The 26126-nt window shown below is 64.6% G+C and carries 17 protein-coding genes and 1 pseudogene; 11 read left to right on the top strand and 7 right to left on the bottom strand.

Annotation, left to right across the window (positions count from 1 at the left end; all coding sequences use genetic code 11):
- Positions 1-24: 24 nt before the first annotated feature.
- Positions 25-813 carry a Crp/Fnr family transcriptional regulator gene (locus tag LK535_RS05310; protein WP_227770805.1) on the bottom strand — a complete coding sequence of 263 codons (789 nt, stop codon included), beginning with the start codon at positions 811-813 and terminating at the stop codon, positions 25-27.
- Between the two features lie 414 nt (positions 814-1227).
- Between LK535_RS05310 and LK535_RS05305 the strand changes: the two genes are divergently transcribed.
- Entirely contained in the window at positions 1228-1434 is a 207-nt protein-coding gene (locus tag LK535_RS05305) for a hypothetical protein (RefSeq protein WP_227770804.1), read from the top strand.
- Between the two features lie 192 nt (positions 1435-1626).
- On the top strand, positions 1627-2583 hold the full coding sequence (locus LK535_RS05300; RefSeq protein WP_227770803.1) for a manganese catalase family protein: 957 nt from the start codon (positions 1627-1629) through the stop codon (positions 2581-2583).
- 730 nt (positions 2584-3313) lie between these two features.
- Here the strand turns inward: LK535_RS05300 and LK535_RS05295 are convergent.
- The gene (locus LK535_RS05295) at positions 3314-5443 is read right to left on the bottom strand and encodes a TonB-dependent receptor domain-containing protein (RefSeq protein WP_227770802.1); all 2130 of its coding nucleotides are present in this window, start codon (positions 5441-5443) and stop codon (positions 3314-3316) included.
- A 278-nt stretch (positions 5444-5721) separates the two neighbouring features.
- On the opposite strand from LK535_RS05295, the gene LK535_RS05290 reads away from it, so the two are divergent.
- Positions 5722-6168 carry a globin domain-containing protein gene (locus LK535_RS05290; protein ID WP_227770801.1) on the top strand — a complete coding sequence of 149 codons (447 nt, stop codon included), beginning with the start codon at positions 5722-5724 and terminating at the stop codon, positions 6166-6168.
- Positions 6169-6228: 60 nt separating this feature from the next.
- Here LK535_RS05290 and LK535_RS05285 read toward each other — a convergent pair whose 3' ends face one another.
- A complete protein-coding gene (locus LK535_RS05285) occupies positions 6229-7878 on the bottom strand; it encodes a ShlB/FhaC/HecB family hemolysin secretion/activation protein (protein WP_227770800.1) in 1650 nt (549 codons plus the stop codon).
- Positions 7879-7999: 121 nt separating this feature from the next.
- Here LK535_RS05285 and LK535_RS16980 point away from each other — a divergent pair.
- The 3 genes and pseudogenes from LK535_RS16980 to LK535_RS05270 all read left to right on the top strand — a co-directional run.
- A pseudogene (locus LK535_RS16980) lies at positions 8000-8440 on the top strand (FecR domain-containing protein); the annotation flags it as partial.
- A 940-nt stretch (positions 8441-9380) separates the two neighbouring features.
- Complete coding sequence (locus LK535_RS16895; RefSeq protein ID WP_321576536.1) at positions 9381-10916, top strand: hypothetical protein; 1536 nt, start codon at positions 9381-9383, stop codon at positions 10914-10916.
- Between the two features lie 60 nt (positions 10917-10976).
- A complete protein-coding gene (locus LK535_RS05270; protein ID WP_227770799.1) occupies positions 10977-13313 on the top strand; it encodes an EAL domain-containing protein in 2337 nt (778 codons plus the stop codon).
- 36 nt (positions 13314-13349) lie between these two features.
- Here the strand turns inward: LK535_RS05270 and LK535_RS05265 are convergent, their stop codons facing one another.
- Positions 13350-14744, bottom strand: a complete 1395-nt coding sequence (locus tag LK535_RS05265) for a sulfotransferase family protein (RefSeq protein ID WP_227770798.1) — start codon at positions 14742-14744, stop codon at positions 13350-13352.
- A gap of 730 nt (positions 14745-15474) precedes the next feature.
- Here LK535_RS05265 and LK535_RS05260 point away from each other — a divergent pair.
- The 4 genes from LK535_RS05260 to LK535_RS05245 all read left to right on the top strand — a co-directional run bounded on the left by LK535_RS05260 (position 15475) and on the right by LK535_RS05245 (position 19771).
- On the top strand, positions 15475-16656 hold the full coding sequence (locus LK535_RS05260; RefSeq protein ID WP_227771086.1) for a glycosyltransferase family 4 protein: 1182 nt from the start codon (positions 15475-15477) through the stop codon (positions 16654-16656).
- Entirely contained in the window at positions 16653-17564 is a 912-nt protein-coding gene (locus LK535_RS05255; protein ID WP_227770797.1) for a sulfotransferase family protein, read from the top strand. The genes LK535_RS05260 and LK535_RS05255 overlap by 4 nt, the downstream gene beginning before the upstream one ends.
- Before the next feature lie 216 nt (positions 17565-17780).
- Positions 17781-18188: a DUF350 domain-containing protein gene (locus tag LK535_RS05250; RefSeq protein WP_227770796.1), complete on the top strand. Its 408-nt coding sequence runs from the start codon at positions 17781-17783 to the stop codon at positions 18186-18188.
- 428 nt (positions 18189-18616) lie between these two features.
- Entirely contained in the window at positions 18617-19771 is a 1155-nt protein-coding gene (locus LK535_RS05245) for a glutathionylspermidine synthase family protein (protein WP_227770795.1), read from the top strand.
- 131 nt (positions 19772-19902) lie between these two features.
- Here the strand turns inward: LK535_RS05245 and ilvD are convergent, their stop codons facing one another.
- Positions 19903-21756: a dihydroxy-acid dehydratase gene (ilvD, locus tag LK535_RS05240; protein ID WP_227770794.1), complete on the bottom strand. Its 1854-nt coding sequence runs from the start codon at positions 21754-21756 to the stop codon at positions 19903-19905.
- A 99-nt stretch (positions 21757-21855) separates the two neighbouring features.
- Here ilvD and LK535_RS05235 point away from each other — a divergent pair, with 99 nt between their 5' ends.
- Positions 21856-22761: a LysR family transcriptional regulator gene (locus LK535_RS05235; RefSeq protein WP_227770793.1), complete on the top strand. Its 906-nt coding sequence runs from the start codon at positions 21856-21858 to the stop codon at positions 22759-22761.
- A 3-nt stretch (positions 22762-22764) separates the two neighbouring features.
- Here the strand turns inward: LK535_RS05235 and LK535_RS05230 are convergent, their stop codons facing one another.
- Together LK535_RS05230 and gyrB are read right to left on the bottom strand one after the other, a co-directional pair.
- Positions 22765-23262 (bottom strand): nuclear transport factor 2 family protein, encoded by a 498-nt coding sequence (locus LK535_RS05230; protein WP_227770792.1) that lies wholly within the window; start codon positions 23260-23262, stop codon positions 22765-22767.
- 351 nt (positions 23263-23613) lie between these two features.
- A complete protein-coding gene (gene gyrB, locus LK535_RS05225) occupies positions 23614-26121 on the bottom strand; it encodes a DNA topoisomerase (ATP-hydrolyzing) subunit B (RefSeq protein WP_227770791.1) in 2508 nt (835 codons plus the stop codon).
- Between the last annotated feature and the right edge of the window lie 5 nt (positions 26122-26126).

Below are 26126 nucleotides of genomic sequence, written 5' to 3'. Positions count from 1 at the left end.
GCAGGTCAGCGCCTCCAAACGCCCTTATGAAGCGTCTGGCGACACGAAGAGCGTGTCCATCGGCACAGCGAAGCGTGGAGACACCTGGTCGAGGTGCAGATAGAGCGGGTTGAAGTCGCCGACCTGGCTGAGCGCCTTCCAGTTCGCGATCATGATCGAGCGACCGCTGTGCTTGATGAGCCCTTCGGCCGCGAGCGCCTTGATGGTCCGGTTGACGTGAACGCTGGTCAGCCCGGTGGCGTCGCCCAATTGCTCCTGGGTCATGGGAAGAACAAAGTTCTCGCTGTCGCCGATCAGCCCGGCGCCGCGCATGCGGACGGCAAGTTCGCAGAGGATATGCGCGATGCGCGCGCGGGCATCACGCCGCCCGACGCTCAACACCCATTCGCGAAAAATCGACGCTTCGATCAGACTGTCCACCCAGAAGGCGCGAGCGATCGCAGGCCGTTCCAACATCAGGCTCTCGAGGTCATCACGAGCGATATCCGCAATCACTGCCTCGGTCAGTGTCTGTACGCTGTGGTCGGCGATGTTGAGGAACAGATGCTGTAGGTCGAGCAACTCGCCCGGGAGGTGGACGGAGATGATCTGACGCGCGCCATCGGCGGTCAGTTTCTGTCGAAACGCGAGCCCGGAGATCAGCAGGGCACAGGTGGAGCGTGGCGGCTCGCCTTCCCGGATGATGTACGCGTTTGCGTTCACGCGTCGGCGAGCATGGGGCAGGGCCGCAAGGGCTTCGCTGTCGCTGTAGGACAGGATGGCGCGGTCTGACATCCGGCTGGAGAAAAACGCGAGGTTTGCTGGAGTGGACACGTGCGTCTCCTTCGGGCGGGAGCACAAGCATCTCTCAGTCGCCGCGGTGCCAAGCAAGAAGCAGGCGATTGCTCACCTTAACACGGCGGTTAACATTGGACCTAACATTATCTTGGAAACGTAGCCTGCCGAGGATTTTCCCGTACGAAAAACCACGGAGCTGGAATACCCGGCGGCGTTGCTGCCATGATGCGGAGCAGCAACCCTCAGCTAACGGTATTGTGCCTTGCAGCATGTGGAAGTTTATCCCTTCGAAGGCGGAGAATTGGCATGGAAGAGGGCTGGGCTAGCCCCTGCCGAGGCGCGATTTCGACCGAAGTAGTTCAAGTTGTCCAAAAAAGTGCACCAGACCACAACTTTTATTATAGACTGGGGGCGACTCGAGCCGATACTCCTTGGGGCAGGAGAAGACCTATGCTGTTGAGCGACGAGGACTACTTCTACGCACGTGCGGAAGCCGAGCTGAAGATGGCGAAGGCCGCGCGCGTGCCGATCGCGGCCCAGGCGCATTACACGCTGGCTGGCCACTATCTCAACCGCGCCTATGGCGGCCGCAGCGATCATGAAACGTCGGCCGACCAGCTCAGGGCCCGCATCCCGTCGCTATCCAGCCGGCAGTGAAGACGGCACCTCAGGCCAGTACCGATTTGCCACAATGGGCTGAAGCCCGCCGCGGCGCTGCGAGCGTAAGGGATTAACACGCGCCTGGATTTGATGACGATCGGGTTCGTTTCGGGCCGGGCAGGCGCGGCGTGATGGAACGCCACGAGCGCTGAATCGCTGAATGCGCTCAAGCCCAGCGGAGACCCGACCATGTTCATGCACAACAAAAGACTGCAATATACCGTCCGCGTGTCCGAGCCGAACCCGCGGCTGGCGACCATGATGATGGAGCAGTTCGGCGGCGCAGATGGCGAGCTGGCCGCGGCGATGCGTTATTTCACGCAAGGGCTGGGCGAGGATGATCCCGGCCGCAAGGACATGCTGCTCGATATCGCCACCGAGGAGCTGAGCCACCTGGAGATCATCGGCTCGATCGTCGCGATGCTTGGCAAGGGCGTGAAGGCGCAGATGGCCGAAGGGCAGATGAAGGAGGCCGAACTCTACCAGATGATCGGTGCGAGCGGCAGCAGCGCCAAGGAAGCGATCCTGTTTGGCGGGGCGCCGGCGCTGTGCGACTCTGCCGGCGTGCCATGGACCGCCGCTTATGTGGATTCGCGTGGCGAGCCGACGGTGGACCTGCGATCGAACATCGCCGCGGAGGCACGCGCCAAGATCGTGTATGAGCGTTTGATCAACATCACCGACGATCCGGGCATCAAGGATGCGTTGGGCTTCCTGATGACGCGCGAGGTCGCCCATCAGAAGTCGTTCGAAAAGGCGCTGTACGCGATCGAGAACAACTTCCCGTCGGGCAAGCTGCCGGGCGTCGAGAAATATGCCAGCATGTACGTCAACACCTCGCAGGGCGAGGGCGACACGACCGGCCCCTGGAACACCGGTGACGAATGGGATCGCGTCGATGATCTGGAGCAAGTAATGCCCGCCGACGGCGGCGATGGCACCGCGAGCGTCAAGCTTCCTGCCAAGGACAAGAAGGTGGCGACCAAGATGGCGGAGCGCACCATGTCCGATCCATCCGCCGACCCGACCACGGGCGCGGATCTGGGGGCAGGCCCGGGGGCCGGACGCACCAAGGGCGGCGACATGGGCGGCGCGCCGGACATCGAGTCCGCGCCTGCCATGGCCGAGGCTACCAAGGGCAAGTGAGGTCGCGGGCAGCGCTCATGGATTGAGCGCTGCCCCTTTGGCCGACGCGTCCGTCCATCCCCCCTCGCGGGCGTCGATGCAATCGGCGGTGGCGCTGATCGGGAAAGCCGGCTGTCTTACCAGGATACCGGCACGGACGGAGATGTCGCTTCCGCGGGGGAAGCGAGCTGGCTGCCTGCTTCTGGGTGCGGGCGATTGGCTAGGCAAGGGACGGTTGGCTGCGGAAGATCGTTCTTCGGTCTCTTTTGCGGAGCGAGGTGGGCCTTAGCGGCTGAGATGATTAGGCGGGGCAACCGCGACAAGTGTTGTGGCCGTCACGGTGTTCCAGTCGAATGCAGGATCGTCATGAGCGCCAAGAACATGACGACCGCGGGAGGTAAGTACCCGCGGCATTGTCGTGAGCCGGATCAGAGAGATGACCGACGCTATCGCAAGGGTCGGGCCCGCTGATCACGAGATAATGACCGGGGCGAGCGATCAGCCCAATCCCAGCCGCTTCGCTCCGGCCATCTGGCCAGGTTCCTCTGGGAGGTTTCTGACCTTGCTTGGCTGAGCACGGCAACGAGCGGTAGCCGTTGCCGCCTGCGCCGAGAGAAGGGAGCGCCGGGCTCCGTTCTCGCAAGCGAAGGAAGATTGCCGATCACGAAACGCCGGCGGGGGTAGCGGAGCAGGCAACCGGGGATCGGGGGGAGCGGGCATCGCGCGAGCGATCCGACGGCCCCCCGGTGCCTTAGAAGTCGACGTTTGCGGAAATCAGTATCCGGCGACCCTCCTGATTGATCGAATAGGCGGGGGTGAAGGCCGTCGTCGTGTTGGAGGCATAGGGCAGGTACACGGCATAATCGGTGTCGAGGATGTTGTAGAGCGTCGCGGCGAGGCGGAAGGCGGGCGTGACCTGATAGGAGCCGCCGAGGTGGAAGACCTCATAGCCCCGGAAATCGCCCAGCGCGCGCTGCTGATCATTGTTTCCGCGCCAGCGGCTGGAACGGACCTCGGCGCGAGCCCAGAGGGTTGCCTTGTCGTCGATGCTCCATCGCAGGTTGCCGTTGAGCATGTGCCGGGGCGTGCCGATCAGCGGCAGGCCCTCCTCCGGGCCGCTCAGCTGTTCGCTTTCGGTGTAGGTGTAGTTCAGGCCCAGTGAGACGGCAGGGGTGAAGCGGAAGCTGGTCGCCACTTCCACGCCGCGGGTGCGGGCTTTGTCGATGTTGATCGACTGGCTGAAGAGATCGACGGTGGGAAAAGGGCCGACGTCGAGGCAGCCGGGGCGGTTCGGATTGCCGGTGAAACGGCAGTTCGGGATGCCGGGCCCAGCGGCGATCTTGTCGGTGAAGTCGTTGTTGAACAGCGTGACGTTACCGCTGAACATGTCGCCACTGTCGTAATATAGCGCTGCTTCGTAGCTGGTGCTGGTTTCGGGCACGAGATTGGGAGAGCCGAGCAGCGGGATCCGACCCTGGCCGCCGAAGCCGATGATGCCGCTGGCGATCTGTTCGACGCGAGGCGTCTTGAAGCCGCGGCTGACGCCACCCTTCAGTGTCAGCTGCCGGTTGATGTTCCACACCGCGTAAGCGCGGGGCGACCATTTGTCGCCGAAGGTCGAGTGATCGTCGTAGCGGGCGCCGCCGGTAATGTTGAAGCTGTCGGCCAGCGTGAGCGTCGCTTCGGCAAAGCCGGCCCATTGTGTGAAGCGGAACGGCTCCGGAGCGACGCCCTCGACCATCCGGGCGCGCCAATATTGGCCACCGACGGTGAAGGCGACCGGCCCCTCGCGCCCGGCGAAGCGGGAGTCGATGATGTCGTTCCGCGCCTCGAGCGTGCGCGGGCTGCCAGGGGTCGCACCGGGAGTGCCCGCAGGGATGAGGCGGCCGATCGTCTCCGTCTCGTTGCGGGTGAGTGTGGTGTCGAGCGTGCCGAGCCGGGTGCGCCAGCTGTGGGCGAGGACATAGTTGCTGCGGTTGAACCGCTGCTCTGGCGCATAGCCCCCGGAGCCGAGCGTACCCAGCCGGCCCTCACGATTGTCGTACCGCTGTTCGTTGCGATCATATTCGAGCCACAGATCGTGATCGGCATGCGGCGTGAGCGTCAGGCGCCCGCCATAATTGTAGATGTCCGACCGGACAGGATTGCGGCCGAGCGTGAGCGCGGGATCACCGGGGATGGCAATATTCGAACCCTCACGGTGGAACACGCTGCCGCGCAACGTGAGGCCGAGGAGATTTGGCACGACCGGGCCCTGGGCGAAGGCGTTGATCGACTGGATGTTGCCGAACCGCTCGTCCCCCTGGATCGTGCTTTCGGCGGTGGCGGTGCCGACCCAGCGATTGCCAACTTTGCGCGTGATGATGTTCACGACGCCGCCCATCGCATCCGAACCGTAGAGCGTGGACATTGGCCCGCGCACCACCTCGATCCGGTCAATGGCGGAATAGGGTGGCAGGAAGCTGGTGGAGGTTTCGCCGAAGCCGTTGGGGGTGACGCCACCGGGCGCGTTCTGGCGCCGGCCGTCGATCAGCACGAGCGTATAGTCGCTGGGCATGCCGCGCATGGAGATGGTGAGGCCACCCGTCTTCCCCGCCTCGCCGCCGACATCGACGCCCTGAACATCCTGCAGCGCCTCCGCCAGGCTGCCGAAGCGCTTCTCTTCGAGGTCGGCACGGTCGATCAGGCTGATACTGGCAGGGGCGTCCTTGATGCGCTGTTCATAGCCGGCAGCGGTGACGACGATCGCATCGTCCGCATCCGCCACGGTGGCAGGTGCGCGATCAGACTGCTGCGCGTGCGCACCGGTCGCCAGCATCGCTGCGACGAGGGCCGCAGCAGAAGAGCGCCGCGCAACGCGCAGCGTACCGGTGGTCAACATTTGGTAACCCCCCAATTTAGCTATCAAGAATGACTTGCAATAGCGTCTTGTTGTTCCTGGCGAGGAGTGGGGTCAACCATTGCGCGCCGTTGGCAACACTTTGTTACAGGGCGTTAGGCAGTCTCACAGGGCGGCCTCAAGGACGTAGCGCTGCGGGAGAAGATTGGAGCAGACCAGCGCCGAACGATGGCGATGGAAAGAAACTACGGGTAATTGCGTATGGAGACCCGCGGAGGATCAAGCTTTTAGCCATCGCCTGTAATCTGGAGAACGTCAGCATGTCCAAGCCGCTTTCGCCCGAAACCATGGCATTGGTGAAGTCGACCGCGCCCGCGCTTCAGCAGCATGGCGTGGAGATTACCACCCGCATGTACCAGCGCCTGTTCGTGGATCCGGAGATCAAGGCGCTGTTTGACATGGCGGCCCATGAGTCCGGCGCGCAGCCCAAGCGGCTTGCTGCGGCTATCCTCGCGTTCGCGCAGAATGTGGACAAGCTGGATGTGCTGAAGCCGGCCATCGAGCGGATCTGCGCACGGCACGTCGAGACGCACATCAAGCCGGATCATTATCCCGCCGTGGCCAACGCCTTGCTGCCGGCCATTCGCGACATCCTGGGTGATGCAGCGACGGACGACATCCTGAATGCCTGGGGCGAGGCATATTGGTTCCTGGCCGACATCCTGATCAACCGGGAAGCCGAAATGTATCAGGCCGAGGCAGCCTGACCGGCCCGTCTTGGTTGCGGCAGCGCGCGCCAGGGTGCGCACTGCCGGCCACGCGGGCGATCAGAACGAGCGGACGAGCCGCAGGTTGAGTTTCGGTGTGCGGTCACCGGTGTCGTAGCGGGGGCCGGTCAGCGGCACGCCGACTTCCATGTTGACGCCGAGCTGATGCCGAAGATCCGCACGCAGGCCACCCCCCGCAGAGGCCAGTGACCCGCCGCCAAAGCCGCCCTGCAGGTTGCTGACCTCGCCGCCGTCGACGAACACGTATAGCTGCGCGCGATCGACGAAGCTGGCGGGCTGCTTCCAGAGGTAACGCAGTTCCGCCATGCCAGCAGCGCCGCGGTCGCCGGTCCGTTCGCTCCAGTCATAGCCGCGCAGGAACGCGGTTCCGCCCAATCCGGCCTCTTCGGTGATCAGCAGCGGTTGCGACGCCACCTGGCTGAACACGCCGAGGCGAAGGCTGAGCGGGCCGGTCAGCCCCTTTGTCCATTCCGCCCAGTTACTAAGCGCGGTGAACGTCCCATCGGCGTCCCGGCGAGAGGCGAGGGGATCACCGGCCCGGGTCGCACCCAAAACGTCGAAACCCTGCGACAAGGTGGTGCTGATCCGCAACTGACCGCCGGCCACCGTTCCATAGCCGTACAGCGACACTCGCGCGGCCCTGACGTGATCGTCGCGTACGCGAACGGAGCGCTGATATTGCACAAGGTTCCGCGCGCCGAGCTCTGCCTGTAGCCACAGGCTGCTGTCGCGGCGCCGAAGCAGCGGCTGGAGCAGCTCAACCCCGGCGAACCAGCTGCGGCTTTCGAGATCGTAATCGTCGAGATAGGCGCCCGGGCGGGCGATCGATCCCGACGCAACCACTGCGACCTCCGTGCCCGAGGCATTCACCCTTTTCGCATAGCGCAGCCGAGCGAATTGCAGCTCGCGCGGTTCGAACAGGGTGCTGGAGTAAGTAAGCGTGAGCGAGTCATCGGACGCGAAAATCGCGTTCAAGTCGACATCGACCCTCAACTGCTCCGGACCGAGCGGCTTGGTGCCCTCGTTCGACAGGCTGGCACGGGCCGTCACTCGATCCTGCGCGACGTTGATTAGAAGAACGCCCTTGCTGCCCTCCCGGACGAAGCGGCTGGCGGTGATGCGAGCGCCATCAATGTCGCCGGCGATCAAAAGCCGGCGTTCCACGTCCTGAAGCCGCGCGGGTGCGCCGTTCACCAGCGGCTGCAAGGCGCGGCGAACGGCGGGATGGTCGCCGTTCTGGACACGGATCTCATCGATGCGGCCCTCATCGATGCGCACGCGAAGAACGCCATTGGCGATCCGCTGTGGCTCGATCCAGGCAGAGGCAAAGGGATAGCCGCGCGCTTGCGCCTGAGCGGCAATCGCGCTTGCGAGTGCGGCCAGTTCGACTGACCCGAGCAAGGAGCCGATGCGCGGTGCAATCACCGGCGCGAAGTCCGCCGGGGTCAGCGCCTGGAGCCCGTCGATCACCACTGCGCCGACGAGCAGCGGCGCCGAGCTATCCGCAGTTCCGCTGGCAGCGTCGCTGGAAATGACGGCAGGAGGATCGTTCGCGGGGAGATCGGCAGGCGTGATTTGCGCGGGGCTGTTGGTCGGCGCGATCCGGTCGAGCGCACGCTGCGCATCGGCGACCCCGATCAGCGAAGGGACCGTCAATGCGGTGAGAAGCGGAAGACCGAGGATGCGCATGAACTGCGCGATAGCCACTAAGGCCTTACGAAATCCTCAAATTGCATGAAGTTAACCAAGGCCGCCAACCGCCCTTAAAGTTTCCGCCCCGTAGGAGGCAGGGGAATCTGGGGGAATGTGAATGAGTATCCTGCGTCTTTTTGCGGCGGCTGCGCTTTGTTCGTGTGCACCGGCCGCCCTGGCGCAATCGCTGAACTGGACGGTCAGCGAAACATCCGGCACCGTCACGGTGCGTGATGCGAGCGGCACCCATGCTGCGCGCCGGGGCAGCGTTGTTGCCGCAGGGGCAAGTGTGGCCGCCGGGCCGGGCAGCCGCGCGGTGCTGGTGCGCGAGCGGGATTTCGTCACCGTCTCCGCGAACAGCCGCATTCAGTTGCCGACGGCTACCCAGAAGGGCGGCATCCTGGAAGTGCTGCAGGAATGGGGCAACGCGGTTTTCCAGATCGAAAAGAAGCAGGCGCCGCATTTCGGCGTGCGTACCCCGTATCTGGCGGCGGTGGTGAAGGGCACCACCTTCTCGATCACGGTGTCGAATGAAGGCGCGGCGCTTCAGGTGCTGGAAGGCGTGGTCCAGACCTCGACGATCGATGGTGGTGCGACCGAGCTCATCCGGCCGGGCATCCTGGCCAGCGTGGCGGCGGGCGATCGCTTTCGCCTGACGGTGCAGGGGCAGGAGGCGCGCGCCATCGATTCGCCGCAGCGCCCGGCATCGCCAAGCCCCGCCACGCCCGAAGGTGCGCCGGCGACGGGATCCGCCGATGGCTCGGCACCGTTGGCGCAGGCTGGCAGTAGCGGGAATGATGTTGCGGGAGCGACCTCCGTGCCAGCGGCGGACGCCCCCGGCCCCATTGCCGTGCAGCAGGCGGTTCTGTCGGCGCCGACCACGAGCGCGGTAGCGGAGCCCTCGGTAACCCAGGTTCTGACTCAGCCGATCATGGCAAAGCCGGTGGATCTGGCGCAGGTGACCAACGGCCTGGTCGGGGGAACCAGCGCGGCACAGGTGGCCAGCGTGCAAGCGGCGATCATTCGCGCGAGCGCACCCGGCGGAGACGCTGCCCCCACCACCCCGGAGAAGGGTGGCCCCGCGGCCGACAATCCCGGCAATGGCAATCCTGCCACCCCCGCCCCCGAGAAGCCCGCGAACGGGAACCCTGGCACCGATAAGCCCGGGAATGGCGGTCCCGGAACGGAGATGCCTGGCAACGCTACTCCGGGAGGCGGCGATGCCGGTAATGGAAAGCCCGGCAACAGCACGCCCGGAGAGAGCACTCCCGGGGCCGAAAACCCCGGAAACAGCAATCCGGGGAACGAGAGTCCCGGCAGCGGTACGCCGGGCAATGGCACCCCGGGCAGCGGCACCCCAGGCGACAGTGGTCCTGGGAATGGCAAGCCTGAGCCGGGCGGTCCTGGGAACGGGAACCCGGACGCCGGCGGCCCCGGCAACGGGAACCCGGGCAATGGCACCCCGGGCGACGGCAAGCCCGAGAACGGTGGGCCCGGCGATGGCAAGCCTGAGCAGGGCGGTCCTGGGAACGGGAACCCGGACGCTGGCGGTCCCGGCAATGGGAATCCGGGCAATGGTACTCCGGGTGACGGCAAGCCCGGGAACGGTGGGCCCGGCGATGGCAAGCCTGAACCGGGTAGTCCCGGGAACGGGAACCCGGGCGCTGGCGGACCCGGCAATGGAACTCCGGGTGACGGCAAGCCCGGGAACGGTGGGCCCGGGGATGGCAAGCCTGAGCCGGGCGTTCCTGGGAATGGCAACCCGGGCGCTGGCGGTCCCGGCAATGGGAATCCCGGCAATGGTACTCCGGGTGACGGCAAGCCCGGGAACGGTGGCCCTGGGAATGGCAAGCCTGAGCCGGGCGGTCCTGGGACCGGGAACCCGGGCGCTGGCGGTCCCGGCAATGGGAATCCCGGCAATGGTACTCCGGGTGACGGCAAGCCCGGGAACGGTGGCCCTGGGAATGGCAAGCCTGAGCCGGGCGGTCCTGGGAACGGGAACCCGGGCGCTGGCGGACCCGGCAATGGGAATCCCGGCAATGGTACTCCGGGTGACGGCAAGCCCGGGAACGGTGGTCCCGGGAATGGCAAGCCTGAGCCGGGTAGTCCTGGGAACGGGAACCCGGGCGCTGGCGGACCTGGCAATGGGAATCCCGGCAATGGTACTCCGGGTGACGGCAAACCCGGGGACGGTGGGCCCGGCGATGGCAAGCCTGAGCAGGGCGGTCCTGGGAACGGGAACCCGGACGCTGGCGGTCCCGGCAATGGGAATCCCGGCAATGGCACTCCGGGTGAAGGCAAGCCCGGGAACGGTGGTCCCGGGAATGGCAAGCCTGAGCCGGGCGGTCCTGGGAACGGGAACCCGGGTGCTGGCGATCCTGGCAACGGGAACCCGGGCAATGGTGCTCCGGGGAATGGCAATCCGGGGGACGGTGGGCCTGGGAATGGCAAGCCTGAGCCGGTCGGTCCCGGGAACGGGAACCCGGGTGGTGGCGATCCTGGCAACGGGAACCCGGGCAATGGTGCTCCCGGAAATGGCAATCCCGGCGACGTTGGCCCCGGGAACGGCAAGCCTGAACCGGGCGGTCCTGGGAACGGGAACCCGGGTGCCGGCGATCCTGGCAACGGGAACCCGGGCGCTGGTGCTCCGGGAAATGGCAGTCCGGGGGACGCTGGCCCCGGGAATGGCAAGCCTGAGCCGGGTGGTCCCGGGAACGGGAACCCAGGTGCTGGCGATCCTGGCAACGGGAACCCCGGCAGTGGTGTTCCGGGAAATGGCAATCCGGGGGACGCTGGCCCTGGGAATGGCAAGCCTGAGCCGGTCGGTCCCGGGAACGGGAACCCGGGTGGTGGCGATCCTGGCAACGGGAACCCGGGCGCTGGTGTTTCGGGGAATGGCAATCCGGGGGACGCTGGACCTGGGAATGGCAAGCCTGAGCCGGGCGGTCCCGGGAACGGGAACCCAGGCGGTGGTGCTCCCGGTAACGGGACTCCGGGAAATGGCGGGCCTGGGCGGGGGAATTCGTGAGGTGTGATCCGTCGTTGACGGTCCATTAGCACGACCCCGCTACCGCCGTCTGATGGGGGTTCCGGTTATGAACTCGGCTCGTATTTCCGGCATCCGCTGGCGATTGATCGCGCTGGCGGTCGGCGCGGTCGTGGGTGTGCTGGTCGGGCTGGGCAATATCGGCGTGTCGATCGATCGCGCGCTTCGCTCGGTTGCATGGGAGCTGCGCAGCCAGCCGGCAAGCGGGAGTGTTCATGTCGTCGAGGTCGATGCACGCAGCATCGCGGCCATTCCGCAATGGCCATGGCCGCGGAGCAACTATGTCAAGGTTGTGGATCAACTGCGTCGGGCAGGGGCAGCGACGATTGCCTTCGACATCGACTTCTCCTCCCCCTCCACCGCTGCGGAAGACACCGCCTTTGCCGATGCCTTGAAGCGTAGCCGCGGCCAGGTCGTCCTTCCCACGTTCGGGCAGACCGCCAGCGGCGCCTCCGATGGATGGCGCGATGCGGTGCCGATCCCGGCCTTGCGGGCCCATTCGACGCTGGCGGCGGTGAGCATCCTTCCCGACCCCGACGGTTATGTGCGGCACGCCCCGATGGGAACGATCACCAAGGGCATGGCGCGGCCGTCGTTTTCCGCTCTCCTGTCCGGCCGAAGTGGCAGCGCCGGCCAGCACTTTCCCATCGACTTCTCGATCGACCCGGCAACCGTGCCGCGGCACAGCTTCATCGACATTCGCGACGGGCGGTTCGCCCCGGGATCGTTGAAGGGCAAGACGATCCTGATCGGCGCGACAGCGGTGGAGCTGGGCGACCGCTATGCCGTGCCGAATCATGGCGTGATCGCGGGCGTGGTGATCCAGGCTTTGGGTGTCGAAACGCTGATCCGCGGTGTTCCGCGCGAGGCAGGATGGCTCCTGCCGCTGCTGCTGGCGCTTGCACTCGCGGTGCCGATACTTGTGGTTCGTTCACGCAAGGACCTGGTGGCGGCGATTGTTGCCATCCCGATCATCCTGTTTGCCGTCGCCGTCCTGATCGATCATGCGGCCGGCTGGTCATTTCCTCTGGCGCCTGCCTGGGCCGCTTTGGGCACGATCAGCACCGCAGCGCTCGCGGTACGCTGGTTGAATGCGGCGCATCGCCGCCGCGGGATCGATCGGGAGAGCGGGCTGCCGAACCGGATCGCGCTACGCGAAGACATGCGGGAGCGGCAGGCCCCCGGCATTGCCGCGGCGCGTATCGCCGATTTCGAGAAGCTCGGCGCCGGGCTCAACGACCAGGCAATGGTGGACCTGATCCATCGCGTGCGTGACCGCATCGCCACCACCATGGGAAGCGAGCGGATCTTTCGCATCGAGGACCGCGTGCTGGCCTGGCGGGTAGCGGACGAGGAGGCCCTGGAGCCGTCGCTGCTGCGTCTTCGCAGCCTGATGCTCACCCCTGTCGAAGTGGCGGGAAGGCGCGTGGACGTGACCCTGGCCTTTGGGTTTGTGCGGACGTGCGAGAGCGAGGGAACCGAGCGGGCCATCGCGCAGGCCGTTCTGGCCGCCGATCGGGCACAGAATGATGGTGTGGACTGGTATGCCCATCAGCAGGACGATCATGACGTCGTGGAGCGCGAGCTTTCGCTGCTGGGCGAGCTGGACGTGGCGATTGGCGGCGGTGAGATCGACGTTCATTACCAGCCCAAGCTCGACCTGAAGCGGGGCGTGGTGACCAGCGTGGAAGCACTGGTGCGCTGGCATCATCCGACGCGCGGGTTCCTGAGGCCGGATCTGTTCATTCCGCTCGCCGAGCGGAACAACCGGATCGCGGCGCTGACGCTGCATGTGGTTGAGCGGATGATCATGGACCTGCGGACGTGGCAAGCGGCGGGCCACCGGATCGCAGGGGCGGCAAACATTTCGGCAAAGTTGCTGAGTTCGGGCGAGTTCCTGGGCCAGTTGCGGGCGCTCATTCAGGAGAGCGGGTTCGAGCCGGAGAGGCTGATTTTCGAGGTGACGGAAACCGCGGCAGTCAGTGATCCCGTTCAGGCGGCCCGCGCGCTGGAATCGTTCCGGGAACTGGGCGTTGCGATCTCCATGGACGATTATGGCACCGGTCAGTCCACCCTGAGCTATCTGAAGGAGCTGCCGCTCAGCGAATTGAAGATCGACCGCAGCTTCGTTCAATCCGCGCATGAGGACCGAGGTGACGCCGCGCTGGTACGGTCAACCGTTCACCTGGCGCATGAACTGGGCCTGCGCGTGGTGGCTGAGGGTGTCGAGGATGCAGCCTGCCTGGCGTTTCTGCGGAGCGTCGGATGTGATCTCGCACAAGGTTATCACATCGGAAGGCCGATGCCCGTCGGCGCACTCGCCGACTTCCTTGATGATCATGCGGCGAGCAGGAGAGAGGCGCGGGCGCTGTCGGCCAGCGGCTGAGCGCGTTGGCTAACTGGCCGCGCGCTTCTTCCGCCACTATGCAGGGTGCAAGGCGCAGGGTCTCAGCTCGCCGCAGGAAAGGACGGTGCAACGCGACGGGGCTGCCGCTGTCCCCTTAGCAAGTCCGAAGTCCTCGGCACGATAGCGGTGTCGTGCATGGCTCCCGCTGCGGGATCGGCGGACATAGTCGCGCATCCGGGCCAGCACGCTCTCCGGCAGCGGCATGTTCAGCATGCGGTACACGCGGCTTATTTCGCGCTGCCAATCACGCCCCACGTCGTCATAGGCGAGGTCGACTTGCGGCGCATCGCTGCGATCGCGGGCGCTGGCGGTTCGCCGGTCACGCAACGCGACCTTGCGAGTCCATTCGCGGCCGATCCATTCGCGATCGACTGAAGACGATTGCACCATCATCTGATTGCAGACCAGCGAGGCGGATGAGGCGATCACTTGATGCTGATCGCGGCTGAGGCAGACCAGACGTGCATCGGGGAATGTGTGAAGAACGGCGGCGAGATCTTGGCTGAACTGCGGGACCTTCAGGATCCAGGGGCGTGTGCCGTCATCCCGCCGGAGCCATGCAACCGTCTGCAGCAGGCGGCGAAACTCGGCATAAGCGGCGATGCCGTCATCCGCTTCGACAGCGGCGGCATAGCCGGGGATTCGCCATTGTGCCTCAAAGGCGGAGCCGAAGATCGACACGCTCTGTAGCCCGATCTCCTCATCGGCAGCATCCCACCGGGTGGGATGAATGGCATCAAAGGCGGGATTGAGCAGGCGTACGCTCAACGTGCCCAGCCACCCGCGCAGCTTGCGATCGTCGAACCTGCTGCGGGCACTGTTCCGCGGCAGGGGGTTCCAGCTTTCAAAAAAGCGCGTGAACGTCAGCCGCGGATCACAGGCGAGCAGGCGCTGGGCCCGCGTCGTGCCTGATCGCATCTGACCGACGATGATGATCGGTGCGGCGATTGGCTGTTCCGCGATTTCAGGGTGGCGGTGCCACAGTGCCTGGAACCGGATGCGGTTGCACAAGGCGGCGACGAGCTGGCCATGCGCGATGGTGCGACCCAATGGGGTGAGGGTCGCGACATCTTCCAGATCGGCGCACAGCAAGGCCAGCCGCTCGCGCCAGCCGCTTTCGCCTGCATCGGCGGGATGACCGGTCTTCACCGTCGCCTTCGCGATCAGTTCGTCTGGATCAAGCGTCGGGCGCTCCGCCCAGCCGCGCCGCCACGCGCCATCGAGCGCGGCGTCAACCATGCGCAGACGGGCATTGCGGGCCGTATCTGGCCGAATGGTGGCGGAACGGTCGATGGGGGGAGATGCGGCAAGCGGCGACGGGCTGAATGGCGGCATGGCAGGGGAACGCGCGACATCTGCCGGTGTGCCGGCGAGCGAGGTTAAATTGCCGCCGGGGCGCGTCGATTGCACGTAAGTCTCACTTTGCCGCTGGTTCGATTTCACATCTGGTCCGGAGTAATGATCGCGATCCTTCCTGCGCAGCCTTGATAGCCGTTGGCAATTCGCCGGCGGAGAGAACCGGGTACCCGTCGCCGATGCTGCCGCAATATTATCCATGGAGCTTCTAGCCGGTTCCGGGCTGTTCGGCGATTTGGGAAGTGTCCAAAGTGGCTTTGGACGAGGTTCGGCGACCACGCAGCACGGCTTCTGGACCGGCTACAGGCGACCGGGCGGCTATATCCCGCCTGTGCTGGCCGGGCGTTTACTACCGCCGATGATCCCTTGGTCGTAATCCAGTGGGGTGTTTCCTGCTCCTCAAGAATAAACGCCGATCGCCAAAGCGGTTCGAGGCATAATCAAAATTCCTCGACACGGCATACGTCCGGACCAAGCCACGCCGAAATTACAGAGCCGCAGACGATTCAGGCTTGGCGCGTCACTCCGTTGCGCCATTCGCCCATGCTGGAGCGGCCGCTATGACCGAATACCCACCAGTGCACTTGGAAAGTGCCACCGCAGGACAAGTTCGGCCATGCCCGCAGAATGTCGCGACCGCAGGTACAGTTTCTGTTGGCAGGTAACGAGGACCGGGAAAGCGTTTCTTCTTTCCGCCAGAGATTAGACAGTGCTTAGCGGATCTGTGCCGTCAGCGCCGTCGGTGCCATCGGACGATGTTATCCTGTCGAGACTGACCTTCGTCATGCCGGGGCTGGGGGCGGGCGGTTCCGAGCACGTGGTATCGATGCTGGCAAACCATTATGTTTCAAAAGCTGTGGGAGTGAGGCTGGTCTGTTTCCAGCCATTCGAGACCAAGCCTTATTATGCGCTAGATCCCGATGTCCGACTGGTTAACCTGGCAAGTGCGTCCCAAGATAGAGGTTTCATTGGGCGAGCACTTACCATGGCCCGTCGCTACCGTTTGTTGAAGAACGAGTTGAGCGACAATCCGCCCGACGTCGTGGTATCATTCCTGACCAGGACAAATGTGCTCGCTTCGCTTGCCGCAACCGCGCTGAACATCCCGGTTATCGTGTCCGAGCGAAACAATCCCGATCGCCAGCGGGTGGGCGCGACCTGGAGCGCCATCCGCCGATACGCCTATCGGCGATCGGACGCGCTGGTGACGATGACGCGCGGAGCCAGCGCCTATTTCGCGCCGGCACGCCGACGGGCGGACGTTGTTATCCCCAATCATGCCGTCGCGACACGATGGACCCGCGAGTTCGACGCCAGCGGGCGCAATCTCGTCGCGGTCGGGCGACTGGTCGAGCAGAAAGGCTTTGATCTGCTGCTTCAGGCCTTTGCAGCGATTGCTCCGAGGTTCCCCGACTGGCGCCTGACGATCTGGGGTGAGGGGCCGCTGCGACGCTCCCTCGAGCGCCAGCGATCGGCACTCGGTCTCGATCGGCGGGTCAGCTTTCCCGGCGTGACGCGCGAGCCGGGCCGATGGACGGCAGATGCCGACCTTTTCGTTCTGTCGTCTCGTTACGAGGGCTGGGGAATCGTCGTGGGCGAGGCCATGGCAGCGGGCATCCCGACGATCGCCTTTGACTGCCCCTGGGGGCCGGCCGAGATGATCGAGCATGAGCAAACCGGGCTTCTGGCGCCGGATCAGGACGTGAGCGGCCTAGCCGAGCAGATGGCCACCGCCATGGCCGATCCCGTGCTTCGACAGCGACTGGGATCGGCCGGCAAGCAGGCAATGGAGCGGTTCCTGCCGGAGCGGATCATCATGCAATGGGACGGGCTGATCAGGAGCGTCGCGGCGCGAGCACGAGCCAGCAAGGGCGCGCACCCGCCCGCAGAGCGGCAGCACGGCGTTCTCGATGGGTCCGGTCGTCTGCTCGGGGTGAATGACAATCAAGGGGAGGCTGTGAGATGAAAGACCAGGAATCCCGGACCCTGTTGCCGGATTTCATGATTATCGGTGCCATCAAGGCGGCCACCACCTGGCTGAACGTCCAGATACAGAACCATCCTGACGTTTACCTTCCCGACCCCGAACCGCATTACTTCAGTCGTGAATTCGCTCGCGGACCGGAATGGTATGCCGAGTTCTTCAACGATGCGCAGCCCGGGCAACTGGTCGGGGAGAAATCCGCCGATTATCTTTCCGATCCCCACGCCGCGGAACGAATATCCCGCGTACTGCCGTCGATCCCTTTCATCGCCCAGCTAAGAGATCCCGTCGATCGCGCCTATTCCGATTATTGCATGCTGTATCGGCGCGGAACGATCAGGGGCGCACCGGAGGACTATCTTGATCCAACGGAGGCGACCTTCCGCAGGTTTCTGGACAACGGGCTTTACGCCACTCACCTGCGCCGATGGTTGTCCGAATTCGACCGAAAGCAGATGCTGGTATTTTTGTTCGAGGATATCCGGGCTCGTCCGTCATCAGTACTCGACGAAACCTGTCGTCACCTGGGCTTGGCGCCAATGGCCCAAGGTGTCGCGCTTGCCAGCAAGGTAAACGATAGCGCGGCACCCTTGCTGCCGCTGGCGATCCGGCGGTTCGCGCAGCCCGCCAAGGATCTGGTCAAGCCGCTGCGGGGAACGCGGATGTTCGAGCGTTTTCGGGGCCTGTTGGCGCGAACAGTGGAGTATCCGCCCTTGTCCCCCGATCTTCGCGCACGCCTCAAGGACTATTATGCGCCGGAGGTCGAGGAGCTTTCAAAGATGCTGGACCGCGATCTCAGCCGCTGGTTGCCGGGAAATCAGTCGGAGGATCCGGCGGCAAGCGCGCCGCGTGATGGCAACGCCCGACTGACTGCAGTTAATTCCCGTTGATCAGCTTTTTGTGATCGGTGCCGCAGTTTGACCGGGGCCGTGATCATTTACGACTAGGAATTCAAGCGCTCGCTTCCAGCGAGGGCTTTGCTTTGCTGCTTTTGATCGGGGAGCAGCCGGTCGTTTAGACCGAAAAGAAGGTGAAGCATTACCGATCGCGCGGTGGGCTCTTTCGCCCGGCGAACAGAAAGTCTACGCCCCGCATCCGGGGGGATCATGTTCGCATATTTCATTGGCACATTGCCGCACTTCCTTGCCTACTTCACGGCGGCGATCGGGTTGGCGTTGGCTTTTCTCGCAGTTTATGTGGCAATTACGCCCCATCGAGAATTTGCCCTGATCCGCGACGGCAATGCGGCGGCCTCTATCCAGTTGGTCGGCACGTTCCTCGGTTTCGCGCTGCCAGTCGCCATGGTGATCAGCCATTCGGTGAGCATCCCGGACATGCTGATGTGGAGTGCGGTCGCAGCCTTGGTGCAGCTGTTGGTGTTCTTCGCCATCTCGCGTCTGTTATTCCGCGCAATTGAAAAGAAGATCGGCGACGGGTGCGTTGCCTCTGGCATCTTCGTCGGCGGCATGGGCATCGGTGTGGGCGTGCTTCAGTCCGCCTGCCTCGTACCGTAACGGCGCGCGCCTGATGAAAAAGGAGATCCCACTCACAGTTGGCATGGCAGCGACGTTGCTGTCGCTCTCCCTATGCTCGTCCTCCGGGAACGAGTGGGAAGAGGTCGTGCCCGAAAACGACACATCGGTATGCGTCGATCAATCCGGTCGTCGCATCGAGGATGATCGCTGCATAGATAGCGCAAGCGGAAGCGGCGGTACGTATGGCCGACGGGCTTCCTGGTACTATCTGCCTCGCAACAGCCCTGTTCCCTTCTATGGCGAGACGATCCGTGACCAACGGTTTGCGGCAGGCTCGTTCAGACCCGTGCTAGGTACGCAATATTACCTGGCACCCGAGACAACCCGCATGACGAGATCGCAAGCGGTCTCGCGCGGTGGGCTCGGATCAAGAGGGCGCCGGTTCGGCGGCGGTTGGAGCTAAACCCGTGAAGCGGCGCAATATCGACCCCCGGCCGGACTGGCGCGAGCGGGTCGAGCGGATGGGGTTGATCTGGCACAGCAATGGTGCGGAGCCTTATTGGGACGAAAGCCGCTATTATGCTTTGAATGCCGCAGAGGTGGCGCGGATCGAACGCGCCACGGAGACGGCTTACGCGCTGCTGCTGGAGGCGGGCGAGCGCGTGGTGAACGATCCGGTGCTGATGAAGCACTTCGGTATACCGGAATATTGCCACGGCGCGGTGCGTCACGCCTGGTACTCGGAGCCGCCGGCGCTCAATTTCGGGCGTTTCGATTTCGGTCTTGACCCGCAAGGCACGCCCAAGTTGTTCGAGTTCAACTGCGACACCCCGACGAGCATGATCGAGGCGGCGGTGGTGCAGTGGGAGTGGAAGGAGCAATGCTTTCCGCACCTCGACCAGCTCAACAGCCTGCACGAAAGGCTGATCGAACGCTGGCGTGAGCTTCGCCCGCGACTGACCGGCAACCGCCTTTGGTTCACGCACGATGCCGATCCCTCGCACGAGGATACGATCACGACGACCTACTTGCGCGACCTGGCGGAAGAGGCGGGGATTGTGACCCAAGCCATTTTGATCAACGACATCGGCGTTGATGCTCATGGCCGGATCGTCGATCTCGACGATCAACTGATCAGCGCGATCTTCAAGCTCTATCCCTGGGAGTGGATCGTCGACGAAACCTATGGTCCCGATATTGTGCGTCACCTCAGCGAGACGGCATGGATCGAGCCGATCTGGAAGATGATCTGGAGCAACAAGGCGATCCTTGAGGTTCTGTGGCAGATGTTTCCGGGGCACCCCAATCTGCTTGCCGCATCGAGCGATCGTCGGGCGATTGGCGACAGCTATGTGGCGAAGCCGTTTCTCGCGCGCGAAGGCGCCAATATCGAGATCGTGGAGGACGACGCGGTTGTTGCGAGATCGGGCGGGAAATACGTGGACGGAAAGACGCTGTACCAGCAGCGGTGCTACACGCCGGACTTCGACGGGCATTATCCCGTGCTGGGCGCATGGATCGTCGATGGTGCCGCAGCAGGGCTCGGCATCAGGGAGGACGGGCTGATCACTGGCAACGGTGCCCGCTTCGTTCCGCACGTTATTGTGGATGACGGGGACTAATCAGTCCCCGCCGATGACGATCGCGCGGGACGATCGTCATCAGCCGATCGGCGAAGCGGGCGGTCGGCCGGCCAATTTGGGTCGGCTGTGTTGGGGTGGCGTGTTCTCGCGCACCCCGCCTTTGGCCGGGCTTACTGCCGCTCGATCTGCGCCACGTCGCGCACCGCGCCGCGAGCCGCGTTGGTCGTGAGCGCCGCATAGGCGCGAAGTGCGGGAGAGACGTTGCGCTTTCGACCGAACGGTTTCCAGGCGGCGGTGCCGCGTGCCTGCATCGCCTCCCGCCGGGCGGCGAGGACCGCATCGTCGACGTCCAGCCGAACCCCGCGATTGGGAATGTCGATCACGATCGGATCCCCGGTTTCCACCAGCGCGATCAGGCCGCCCTCCGCGGCCTCGGGCGAGACGTGGCCGATCGACAAGCCGGAAGTGCCGCCGGAGAAGCGCCCGTCAGTGATGAGGGCACAAGCTTTTCCGAGCCCCTTCGATTTCAGGTAGCTGGTAGGATAGAGCATTTCCTGCATGCCCGGTCCGCCCTTCGGCCCTTCGTAGCGGATCACCACCACGTCGCCCGCCTTCACCTCATTGCCGAGGATGCCGGCAACCGCTGCATCCTGGCTTTCATAAACGCGGGCCGTGCCGTGGAAGGTGAGGATACTTTCGTCCACGCCCGCCGTCTTCACTATACAGCCTTCGGGTGCGAGGTTGCCGTACAGCACGGCGAGGCCGCCATCGTGTGAGAAGGGGTGTTCGGCATCGCGGATCACGCCGGCGGTGCGATCCGTATCGAGCTCCTTCCACCGATTGCTCTGGCTGAACGCCTGCGTAGTGCGGACACCGCCTGGCGCCGCGCTGTAGAATTGCCGAACGCTCTCGCTGGTGGTGCGGCTGATGTCCCAACGCTCCAGCGCATCGCCCAGCGTCGGCGCGTGAACCGTTGGCAGGCTAGTATCGAGCAGCCCGGCGCGGTCGAGCTGGCCAAGGATCGCCATGATGCCACCGGCGCGGTGGACATCCTCCATGTGCACGTCCTGCTTGGCGGGGGCGACCTTGCACAGGCAAGGAACGCGCCGGGACAGCCGATCGATGTCCGCCATGGTGAACGGCACCTCGCCCTCATACGCCGCGGCGAGCAGGTGAAGCACGGTGTTGGTGGAGCCTCCCATGGCGATGTCGAGGCTCATCGCATTTTCAAAGGCGGCAAAGCTGGCGATCGAGCGAGGCAGAGCGGATGCGTCGTCCTGCTCATACCAGCGCTTGGCGAGATCAACGATGGTGTGGCCTGCCTCACGGAACAGCCGTTCGCGATCGGCATGGGTGGCGAGCACTGATCCGTTGCCGGGCAGAGAGAGGCCGAGTGCCTCTGTCAGACAGTTCATGCTGTTGGCGGTGAACATGCCCGAACACGAACCGCAGGTCGGGCAAGCCGACCGTTCGATCACCTGCACCTCTTCGTCCGTGTAGGCCTCGTCAGCCGCGACGACCATTGCGTCGACCAGATCCAGCGCAACCGTCTTGCCGCGGATGTCCGCCTTGCCGGCCTCCATGGGGCCACCGGACACGAAGATCACCGGGATGTTGATCCGCAGGGCGGCCATCAACATGCCGGGGGTGATTTTGTCGCAGTTGGAGATGCAGACCATCGCATCGGCGCAATGCGCGTTGACCATATATTCGACACTGTCGGCGATCAGATCGCGGCTGGGCAGGCTGTACAGCATGCCGTCATGGCCCATCGCGATACCGTCATCGACTGCGATGGTGTTGAACTCCTTGGCGACGCCACCCGCTGCCTCGATCTCCCGCGCGACGAGTTGGCCGAGATCCTTCAGGTGGACGTGGCCGGGGACGAACTGGGTGAAGCTGTTGACCACCGCGATGATCGGCTTGCCAAAATCCTCGTCCTTCATCCCCGTCGCGCGCCAGAGGCCGCGCGCGCCCGCCATGTTGCGGCCGTGGGTGGTGGTGCGGGAGCGATAGGCGGGCATGGCGCAGATCTCGGCTGTTGTTCAGGCGCCAGGATAATCGGGTATCACTAGGATGAGAAATATCTTAGTCTCGGCCAAATAGGTCGGCGGAGATATGAAATGGACCTGCGCCAGCTGAAGCATTTCGCGGCGGTGGCGGAAACGCTGCACTTCGGTCGCGCCGCCGAGCGGCTGGGCATGACTCAGCCGCCGTTGAGCCAATCGATCCAGACACTTGAGCGCGAGTTGGGGGCGGCCCTGTTCACCCGGACGAAGCGGAGCGTGTCGCTGACGCCTTTCGGAGAGCAATGGCTTGGCCATGTCCGGGAGGCGCTTGATCGCGTCAACAGCCTGCCGGAAATCGCGCGTCACTTGCGCCGGGGGGAGGCGGGCCGACTGGAGCTCTCGTTCGTCAGCACGGCCGATTACAGTATCCTGCCGGCTCTGGTGCGGCGCTACGCTACCTTGTTCCCGGACGTGGAGATTGCGCTGACGGAAGCGACCAGCGACGTGCAGATCGCGGCGCTCTGCGAGGGGCGGGGCCATGCCGGAATCATCATCGCGCCGGCGGATAGCGCCTTGCCGGCGACGCTCGCCTATCGACTGCTTGTCTCCGAGCCACTGGTCGCGGCCGTCCCGGAGGCGTGGATTGCCGACGGGCGGATCGCCCTCGCCGATGGGCGGATCCCAGCCAGCACTGTCGTGGAGCAGCCGCTGATCATCTTTCCGCGGCGAGTGGCGCCTGCGTTCCACGATCTGGTCACCGGCTATTACGCCAGAAGACGCAGTGCCCCGCGCATCGTTCAGGAAGCCATCCAGATGCAGACGATCATCAGTCTCGTCTCGGCAGGGATGGGCATATCGCTGGTACCCGCCTCCTTGCGCAATCTGGCACGGACGGGGGTGCGATACGCCGAACTGCTTGATGCACCATGCCTTGAAACTGGCATCACGTGGCGGCGTGATTACATGCCGGCGACGCTGGAGCGGTTCCTGGCAATCGCATTCGATACGTCTGTGACGTGAAGCTTACGGCTTTGGACGTTTGATAATCGTGGCCTGTCGCACGGTCAGCTTCCAGCCAGTGGCCGTGGGCATCCAGAGATCGGTGAAGCGACGCCGCATCTCACCGTCCGCGGCGCGCCGAGGCGACCTGGGCAGGACGATCTCTTCCCCCATCAGGACCACCATGTCTCCGCGCAGACCAGCATATTCGATCACACGATCGTAGCGCAGGTAACTGATCCGACCGGCGGCGCTGCGCTGCCCAGTCGCGCCCCGCACGGACACGCCGTTCTGAGGATTATTGACGGCGAGGTCATCAGCCAGCAGCCGGGCGAATGCCCGATGATCCTCTTGGACAGCAGCCCGATCAATCTCGTTCACCGCCGCAAGCGCCGCCGCGATGCGAGGATCCCTCGCGGCTTTCGCGACGTCTCGGTTAGCTGCCGTCCACGCTGCCGCCGCCGGCATCGACGGCGCCACTACGACGACACACAGGGCTCCAGCCATTCGCAGAACCAGCATCGTCGCCTCTCCCGGGAGTGTGCGAACAAGCCGCCTTGAACATGTGCCAACGGAATGCGCCAGCGCTTGATCATGCGCGATCGGGGTGGAGAAGCATAGGACGAAGAGTCCGCAACAATGGGAAGAGCGGAGCGGAAAACCCTGACTGCCGCCGGCACTAGCCGTGCTGCTGCTGTCCACCCGCGGTTTGCGGCTGTGCGTGGTAGAGATGGGCGAGATCAACGCCGGTCTTCAGCGCGCGCGGCCCGATGTTTGCCCCTGAAAGGACTAGGGCCGCACCCGCATGTCACGATCGTTGACATGCAGGTGCGGCCCCGGGCGACTGATCAGTCGCTTTGCTTCAGGATTTCGTCAGACGTCGAGGTTGGCGACGCTCAGCGCGTTTTCCTGAATGAACTCGCGGCGCGGCTCCACCACGTCGCCCATCAGGCGGGTGAAGATCTCGTCCGCCACGTCCGCCTGGTCGATCGCGACCTTCAGCATCGAACGGTTGTTGGGATCGAGCGTCGTTTCCCACAATTGCTCGGCGTTCATTTCGCCAAGGCCCTTGTAGCGCTGGATCGCGAGGCCCTTGCGGCCGGCGGCGAGGATCGCCTCCAGCAGCTGCGACGGGCGCGCGACGAGCGTTTCGCCCTTGCCGATCACCAGCGCCTCGTCCGCCTCGGCCTCATCGACGATCGCGCCATCGAGCGTCGCGTCGGGCGCGGGCTCCTCGGTACGGTCGCCGGCCTTCAGCGAGATGAGCTTGCGCGCGGTGTCGTAGAGGTCGGCATGTTCCGCGGCGAGGCCGTGGAGCTTGCGTGCCTCGGCCGAGGAAACGAACGCCGCCTCGACGATGTGGTGATCGGTCACCCCGCGCCAGAAGCGCTGGAAGTGGAAGCCGCCCTCCGGCGTCATCTGCGCCGTCCAGCGCGCCTCGGGATCGCCCTGATCGAGGCGGCGGGTCACCTGCGCGAGGCGGGTGGCGCGTTCCTCCGGCGCGATCTGCGGATCGAGCGCGCCGCCCAGTGCCAGCGTCTCGATGATCACCGGATCGTAGCGGCGCGGCACGTAGCGCATCAGCGTGCGCATGCGGCGTGCGTGATCGACGAGGTTGAACAGCGGCGCGCCGGTGCCGACGCCGTCAAGCGTCGTCGCCTGCGTACCGTTGCGGACGAGGTAATCGTCGAGCGCCGCCTCGTCCTTCAGATACTCGACCGCCTTGCCACGCGTCGCCTTATAGAGCGGCGGCTGGGCGATATAGAGGTGCCCGGCGCTGATCAGATCGGGCATCTGGCGGTAGAAGAAGGTCAGCAGCAGCGTGCGGATGTGTGCGCCGTCCACGTCTGCGTCGGTCATGATGACGATCTTGTGGTAGCGCAGTTTCTCGAGGTTGAACTCGTCGCGGCCGATGCCCGTGCCCATCGCCTGGATCAGCGAGATGATCTCCTTCGACGAGAGCATGCGATCCTCACGCACGCGCTCCACGTTCAGGATCTTGCCGCGGATCGGCAGGATCGCCTGGAACTCGCTGTTGCGGCCCGACTTGGCCGAGCCACCCGCCGAATCGCCCTCCACGATGAACAGTTCGGACTTGGCGGGATCCTTCTCGCGGCAGTCGTGCAGCTTGCCCGGCAGGCCGCCCATCGAGCCCATCACCGTCTTGCGGCTGGCGTCGCGCGCCTTGCGCGCGGCCTCGCGCGCGGCGGCGGCGTCGATCACCTTCTGGATGATCTGCCGCGCGTTCTGCGGGTTCTCCTCCAGCCAGTCGGCCATCTTGTCGGCGAGGAGGCTTTCGAGCGGCTGGCGCACCTCGCTGCTGACGAGCTTGTCCTTGGTCTGCGACGAGAACTTCGGGTCCGGCAGCTTGACCGAGACGATCGCGGTGAGCCCCTCGCGCATGTCATCGCCAGTGAGCGAGACCTTTTCCTTCTTCAGCATCCCCGACTTGTCGGCGTAGGCGTTGAGCGTGCGCGTCAGCGCCGAGCGGAAGGCGGCAAGGTGGGTGCCGCCGTCACGCTGCGGGATGTTGTTGGTGAAGCAGAGGACGTTTTCGTAATAGGAATCATTCCACTGCAGCGCGACGTCGATGCCGATGTCATCACGCTGGCCGGAAATGGCGATCGGCTCCGGGAACAGCGCCGCCTTGGTGCGATCGAGCCACTTCACGAACGCGGCGATGCCGCCCTCGTAATAGAGCTCCACGGTCTTGGGCTCCTCGTGCCGGGCATCGGTGAGGAACAGGCGGACGCCCGAGTTGAGGAAGGCCAGCTCGCGATAGCGATGCTCCAGCTTCTCGAAATCGAACTCGGTGATCTTGAAGGTGGCGGGCGAGGGGAGGAAGGTGACGCGCGTGCCCTTCTTGCCCTCGGGCGCCTTGCCGACGACCTTCAGCGGCGCGACGGCATCGCCATGGGTGAAGCGCATGAAATGCTCCTCCCCATCGCGCCATATGGTGAGATCGAGATATTCGGAAAGCGCGTTCACGACCGAGACGCCGACGCCGTGAAGGCCGCCCGAGACCTTGTAGGCATTGTCGTTCGAGGTGTTTTCGAACTTACCGCCGGCGTGAAGCTGGGTCATGATGACCTCGGCCGCCGAGACGCCTTCCTCCGGGTGGATGCCCGTCGGGATGCCGCGGCCGTTGTCGGTGACGCTGACCGAGCCGTCGGGGTTCAGCGTGATGTCGATCCGGTCGCAATGGCCGGCCAGCGCCTCGTCGATCGCATTGTCCGAAACCTCGAACACCATGTGGTGGAGGCCCGATCCGTCATCGGTATCGCCGATGTACATGCCCGGCCGCTTGCGCACCGCGTCCAGGCCCTTCAGCACCTTGATCGAGGAGGCGCCGTAGTCGTTCGAATTCTGCTGATCTGCCATGCCAA

The sequence above is a fragment of the Sphingomonas sp. IC4-52 genome (assembly GCF_020707225.1).
Classification (GTDB): Bacteria; Pseudomonadota; Alphaproteobacteria; order Sphingomonadales; family Sphingomonadaceae; genus Sphingomonas.
The sequence above is the reverse complement of the archived record's forward strand: the minus strand, read 5'-3'. Positions and strand labels throughout refer to the sequence as shown.